Origin of the sequence: Streptomyces sp. AcH 505, assembly GCF_000818175.1 — a bacterium.
In the GTDB taxonomy this organism is placed as follows: Bacteria; Actinomycetota; Actinomycetes; order Streptomycetales; family Streptomycetaceae; genus Streptomyces.
The window spans coordinates 3,712,140-3,718,713 of record NZ_JTIY01000001.1 but is presented as its reverse complement, the minus strand read 5'-3'; the positions used below and the strand labels follow the sequence as shown (position 1 = coordinate 3,718,713).

At 71.8% G+C, this 6,574-nt stretch carries 5 protein-coding genes; all 5 read left to right on the top strand.

Features of this window, described 5'->3' with window-relative positions:
- On the top strand, window positions 1–886 hold an 886-nt coding region (locus tag HY68_RS16985), incomplete at its 5' end, for a BadF/BadG/BcrA/BcrD ATPase family protein (RefSeq protein WP_041989668.1).
- 205 nt (window positions 887–1,091) lie between these two features.
- Window positions 1,092–2,504, top strand: a complete 1,413-nt coding sequence (locus HY68_RS16980; RefSeq protein WP_241778602.1) for a hypothetical protein — start codon at window positions 1,092–1,094, stop codon at window positions 2,502–2,504.
- Between the two features lie 11 nt (window positions 2,505–2,515).
- Complete coding sequence (locus HY68_RS16975) at window positions 2,516–3,589, top strand: glutamate ABC transporter substrate-binding protein (RefSeq protein WP_041989663.1); 1,074 nt, start codon at window positions 2,516–2,518, stop codon at window positions 3,587–3,589.
- A 65-nt stretch (window positions 3,590–3,654) separates the two neighbouring features.
- Window positions 3,655–5,025 (top strand): hypothetical protein, encoded by a 1,371-nt coding sequence (locus HY68_RS16970; RefSeq protein ID WP_241778601.1) that lies wholly within the window; start codon window positions 3,655–3,657, stop codon window positions 5,023–5,025.
- On the top strand, window positions 5,022–6,574 hold a 1,553-nt coding region (locus HY68_RS16965), incomplete at its 3' end, for a serine/threonine protein kinase (RefSeq protein ID WP_157874445.1). The genes HY68_RS16970 and HY68_RS16965, both read left to right, overlap by 4 nt.

The window sequence follows — 6,574 nt, the reverse complement described above, 5'->3', positions numbered from 1 at the left end:
CGGCGGCTTCCAGCCGCCGATCGTGGGCATCGAGCAGGCCGTCGATGTGGTGGCCGCGGCGGTCGCCGAGGCCGCGGCGGCGGCGGGACTGCCGGCGAAGAACCTGGTCAGCCATGTGTCCGCGTGTCTGGCCAACGCTGATCTGCCCGTCGAGGAGCGGGAGTTGGCACAGGCCGTGCAGGCGCGCGGCTGGGGTCTGACGACGGAGGTGCGCAACGACACCTTCGCGATACTGCGGGCCGGGCTGCCCAGCGGCGCGGAGCCGCTGGGGGTCGCCGTGGTCTGCGGCGCCGGCATCAACTGCGTGGGCATGCGGCCCGACGGCAGGACCGCGCGCTTCCCGGCCATCGGCCGCATCTCCGGTGACTGGGGCGGCGGTTCGGGGCTCGCCGAGGAGGCGCTGTGGTTCGCCGCGCGCGCCGAGGACGGCCGCGGCGAGCCGACGGAGCTGATGCGGACGCTGCCCGCGCACTTCGGGCTGACCACGATGTACGAGCTGATCGAGGCCCTGCACCTGAAGCACATCCCAGCGCTGCGCAAGCACGAGCTGACGCCGGTGCTGTTCGCGACGAGCGCGGCGGGCGACCCGGTGGCGAGAGCGGTGGTCGACCGGCTGGCCGAGGAGGTCGTCGCGATGTCGACGGTCGCGCTCGGCCGGCTCGACCTGCTGGACGAGGAGGCGCCGGTGCTGCTGGGCGGGGGTGTGCTGGCGGCCCGTCATCCGCGGCTCGACGACCGGATCGCGGAGCTGCTGGCCGCCAAGGCGCCGAAGGCGGTGATCGGCGTGGTGACGGCGCCACCGGTGCTCGGCGCCGGGCTGCTCGGCCTCGACCACATCGGCGCGAGCGCCGCCGAACACGTGCGGCTGCACACGCATTACGCGTGATCATTCCGCCGGGAAGGGGAACCGATCAGCGGGCTGTGACGTATTCATGGTGGGGAGAGCGCGCCGCTGAGGTGGCGCGATACGTACAAGATCAGTCAAGCGTGGTGTGATTGTCGGTCCCTGCGGCCATACTGCTGGCCGGGAGCTGTCCCCCGACCCACCGGGGGCCGGCCGGCCGTCGTCTACTGACCGAGGGGGAGGTCACGTGACATACCCGCAGAATGTGCGCACAGCGCCACCGTCGGCGCGACCGCCCGCGCCCGCGCAGCCGCCCAGGCCGCCGGCGCCGCCCGGCGTACCGCCGGCGCGGCGCAGCGCCTGGTCGGAGACCAGGGAGCGGCTGGGCTCGGCGGCGACGACCGAACCCGGCAGGCTGCGCATCATCGGCGCCGCGCTGGCGCTGCTGGTGCTGGTGTTCGGCGCGGTGACGGCCTGGCAGGCCTCCGACCGGTACGCGTCGGCCGACGACGTGGTGAACCGCAGCCAGCCGGTCAAGGACGCGGCGAACATCTACCGTTCGCTGGCCGCCGCCGACACGGACGCGGCGACCGGTTTCCTCGCGGGCGCGACCGAACCCCCCGACGTGCAGGCGGCGTACCGGAAGGACATCGCCACCGCTTCCGAGCTGCTGGTGCGGGTCGCGAAGAGCACGGAGGCGAACAGCGGCGCCGCGCGGCTGATCGCGGACATCAACAGCCAACTACCCGTCTACACGGGGCTGATCGAGCGGGCCAGGGCCGCCAACCGGCAGGACCAGCCCCTCGGCGGCGCCTATCTGCGGTACGCCAACGAGCAGATGACCAAGGATCACGGTCTGCTGCCGAACGCCGAGGCCCTGTACAACGCGGAGACGAAGCGGCTGCAGGAGGATTCGGACCAGGCCCGGATATGGCCCTTCGCCGCGCTCGGCCTCGGGGTGCTCACCCTGGCCGTGCTGGTCTGGGCGCAGCGCCGTAACTACCGCAGCACCAACCGGGTGTTCAACCAGGGGCTGCTCGGCGCGACCGCCGCGACCACGGCCGTGCTGCTGTGGCTGATCGCGGGACAGGCGCTGAGCAGCTCGCATCTGGGTGACGCGAACACGCACGGGCAGAGTTCGCTCGCGGTGCTCAACGAGGCCCGGATCAACGCGCTGAAGGCGCGGGCCAACGAGAATCTGACGCTGGTCTCCCGCGGTTCGATCCTCGCCGCCGACGGCATCAACGACAAGTACGAGGTCGACTTCAACGCGCGCATGAAGGACCTCGAATCCGAGCTCGGCCGGGCCAAGGGGCTCGCCGACGACGCCAAGGGGCGCGATCCGGTGACCTCCGCGATCACGTCGATCTCGGTGTGGGAGAAGCGGAACGACGAGGCCGACGCGGCCAACAAGAGCGGTGACTTCGAGCGCGCGCTGAAGAAGATCAACGGCGCGGGCGACACGGCCGAGGAGTCGTTCAACCAGGTGGAGAGCGCCCTGAACAAGGCGATCGGCCAGGAGCAGAGCGAATTCGACGCGTCGGCCGACGCGGGGCGCGGTGCGCTGACCTGGCTGGCGGCCGGCGCGGGTGTGCTGGCCGTCCTCGGGGCGCTGGGCGCGCTGCTGGGCGTGGGCCGCAGGCTTTCGGAGTACCGGTGAGAAGGGGAGCGATGAGTCCTGTGTCCGACAGGCTCCGCGGCTGGGGCGGGGTCACCGCCATGGGCGTGGCCTGCGCTGTGACGGCCGCACTCACCTTGCTGCCGCTGGCACACGGCGGAGCCGACAGCGCCGACGGAGGGCGGCTGGTGGCGCCGCACGGCACGACAGCCGTGCCCGCCAAGGCCGAGAAGTGCCAGGACGGGGACGCGCCGGAGGCGAGTCTGCCCGCCTCGGCCGCCACCGGACCGATCGTCGCCGACATGCAGCGGCGCAAGGACGGGCGACTGATCGTCGGCGTCGACCAGAACAGCTACGACTGGGGCTATCTCGACCCGGAGTCCAACGAGTTCGAGGGCTTCGACATCGACATCGCCCGCGCGATCGCCAAGAACATCTACGGCAGCGAGAAGGCGGTCAAATTCCAGCCCGTCTCCACGGCGCAGCGGATCCCCGCCCTGCAGAACGGCACGGTCGACATCATCGTCCGGACGATGACGATCTCCTGCGACCGGCGCGAGGACATCGACTTCTCCAGCGCGTACTTCAAAGCCGGCCAGCAGGTCCTCGCCCCCAAGTCGTCGGACATCACTGGCTACAACGAGACGCTGAAGGGCAAGCGGGTCTGCACGGCGACCGGTTCGTCGGCCGTGCAGGCGCTGGAGGGCGACAAGACGAACGGCGCGTTCGGCGCGATCTACTGGGACAGCGCCAACAACGAGGGCAACAAGCCGGCCGGGCAGAGCGCCGCCGACCTGAGCGTGCCGAACCAGCTGGACTGCCTGGTCAGGCTCCAGCTCGGGCTGGTCGACGCGATCGTCACGGACAATTCGCTCGCCGCCGGCCAGGCCGCCCAGGACCCGTCGGTCATGCTGAAGGGCCCGCCGTTCACGACCGAGTACTACGGTGTCGCGACCAAGCTGAGCAAGACCGGCGACAACGACCTGGTGCGCCGGATCAACAAGGTCCTGGAGGAGTACCGGGCGGGCGGGGCCAACAGCCCCTGGATGCGGTCGTACAACAAATGGCTCAAGACCGGGCTGCCGGGGATAGCCGGGCCGCCCGCGCCTACCTACAAGACCAACTAGACCGACTGGACCGACCGGACCAAGGCCAACGAGTCCCCCCACAGGGCGAAGCGGAGAGGTGATCGATGGGCGCCACGGGCTCCTTTCCCGGATCGTCGGGGACGCCACCGGTACCGGTCATGGACCGGGACGAGGTGGACCGGGCCCTCGCGCGCCTCGAAGCCGAGCACGAGGCGATCGAGACGTCACTGCTCGCCCTCCAGGACCACGCGGGCCGCAGACTCCTCGAAGGCGCGGCGCTCACCGGCGTCACCAAGGACCGCTGGACCTCCGTCGAGCCGACGATCACGCTGCTCTGGGCGTACTTCGACCGGTACAGCGACACCCTGACCGAGGCGCGTGAGCTGCGCGCCAAGCGGCGCTGGCCCAATCGCGAGGATCTTGAGGAGCTGACCGAGAAGCTGCGCGGCCAGGCGGTGACGGTAGCGGCGCCCGCCGCCGAGCACGGCATGCCGACGAGCATCACCGGACCGGCCAAGCTCGCCGAACGGTTCACGCTCGCCCAGTTGGTGACGCGGATGAACGACCTGTACGCGCGCTCGCTCGACATGGTCGTGGCCGCCGACGCCGTCTGGTCGGCGCTGCCCGCGCGGATCGACCTGCTCTCTACCGAGCTGCGGCGCACGCTCTCGCTCGCGCACTCGGTGGGGGTGCGGCCCGGCGAGCATCCGGCCGGTGACGACCTGGACTCGATCACCGACGAGTTGACCGCGCTGCGCGCCCAGGTGGTCTCCGACCCGCTGGCCTTCTGGCGTGCGGCGCCCGGCAGTTCGGCCCCGGGCGGCGGCCGCCCCGACACCGGGCGCTACGACAGGGCGGCCCGCGCCCTCGAAGAGGTACGGCGCGAGATCGAGGCCGTGCTCGCCGTCCGCAAGGACTCCGAGGAGCGGCTGCTGCGCCTGCGTGACGTGCTGTCACGCGCCGACCGCACGCTGGACGAGGCCAGGTCGGCGCGCGGTGAGGTGCTGGCGAAGATCGCCGCTTCCGAGGTGCCCGCCGTCAGCGGCCCGTCGGCGGTGCTGCACGAGCGGCTCTCGACCGCCGCCGAGTACCGCAGACATGCCCAATGGCACCGGCTGTCGCCGCTCCTGGAGTCCCTGGAGCGCGACGCCGAGGACGAACTGCTGCGCGCCCGTGAGTCGTTGACCGCGGTCACGGCGCCGCTCGCGGTCCGCGCCGAGCTGCGCGGCCGGCTCGACGCGTACAAGGCGAAGGTCGCCAGGCACGGCATGGCCGAGGACCCGCTGCTGATCGAGCGGTACGACGCGGCCCGCCGGATGCTGTGGAGCGCGCCGTGCGACCTGCGCGTCGCCGAACAGGCCGTGCTGCGCTACCAGCAGGCGACCGCCGAGGTCCTGGTGCCGCGGCAGCAGCGCCAGCAGCAGCCGACCGACCGCGGGACATCAGGAACAGAAGGCGAACGGGGGGACCGATGAGCGGGACGGACGCGTGCCAGCGCCCGGGGTGCGAGGGCTCGTACGAGGACATGGGCGGCGGTGAGCTGTACTGCGACACCTGCGGTCTCGCCCCGGTGGTCTCGCCCACCGGGCAGGTGTCCTCACCGCCGACCGGTATCGCGGGCGGCGGGAAGAGCGGCAAGAGCGGCAGCTCCTCCCCGGCGTCGTCGCGCTCGTCCACGGCGGGCTCGGCGCGCTCGTCACGCTCCTCGCGCTCGTCGACGTCGCGGCGCTCCGTGTCGGGGCGGCTGTCGCGCGCGCTGTCGGGCTCCGCGTCCGGTCCCTCGGTCTCGGTCCGCGCCTCCGGCGGCTCCGCCTCCTCGTCGGGGCGCAACCGGCTCGGCGCGGGCCTGGTCTCCGTACCGGACGTGCCGCGCCCCGACCCCCGGTCGGCCGTGATGGAGCGTCCGGAGGTGCCGGAGCGCAAGCGGTTCTGCTCCCGCTCCGACTGCGGGGCGGCGGTGGGCCGCAGCAGGGGTGACCTGCCGGGGCGTACCGAAGGGTTCTGCACCAAGTGCGGCCACCCGTACTCGTTCGTGCCGAAGCTCGCCGGGGGCGACATCGTGCACGGCCAGTACGAGGTCGCGGGCTGTCTGGCGCACGGCGGGCTCGGCTGGGTCTATCTCGCCGTCGACCGCGCGGTCTCCGACCGCTGGGTCGTCCTCAAGGGCCTGCTCGACACCGGCGACGCCGACGCGATGGAGGCCGCGATCTCCGAGCGCCGCTTCCTCGCGGAGATCGAGCATTCGAACATCGTCCGCATCTACAACTTCGTGGAACACCTCGACCAGCGGACCGGCTCCCTGGACGGCTACATCGTCATGGAGTACGTCGGCGGCAAGTCGCTCAAGGAGATCGCCAACGACCGGCGCGGGCCCGCCGGGAAGCGCGATCCGCTGCCCGTCGAGCAGGCCTGCGCGTACGGCATCGAGGCGCTGGAGGCCCTTGGCCATCTGCACAGCCGCAACCTGCTGTACTGCGACTTCAAGGTCGACAACGCGATCCAGACCGAGGACCAGCTCAAGCTCATCGACATGGGCGCGGTCCGCCGGATGGACGACGACGAGTCGGCGATCTACGGCACGGTCGGCTACCAGGCGCCCGAGGTGGGAGAGGTGGGCCCGTCGGTCGCCTCCGACCTCTACACCGTCGCCCGCACCCTCGCCGTGCTCACCTTCGACTTCCAGGGCTACACGAACGTCTTCGTGGACTCGCTGCCGGACCCGGACCACATCGAGGTCTTCCGGTCGTACGAGTCGTTCTACCGGCTGCTGGTGCGGGCCACCGACCCGGATCCGGCGCGGCGCTTCTCCTCGGCCCAGGAGATGGCCGAGCAGCTGACGGGTGTGCTGCGCGAGGTCGTCGCCGTCCAGACGGGCCGGCCGAGGCCCGCGCTGTCGACGCTCTTCGGGCCGGAGCTGCGCGTCACGGACACGGAACTGTTCGCCGAGCTGACCGATGACGTCTCCGCCCTCGGGGCGCGCGTCGCGGCCTCCGCCGGCCGGCGCAACGGGCGCCGCGCGAGGGC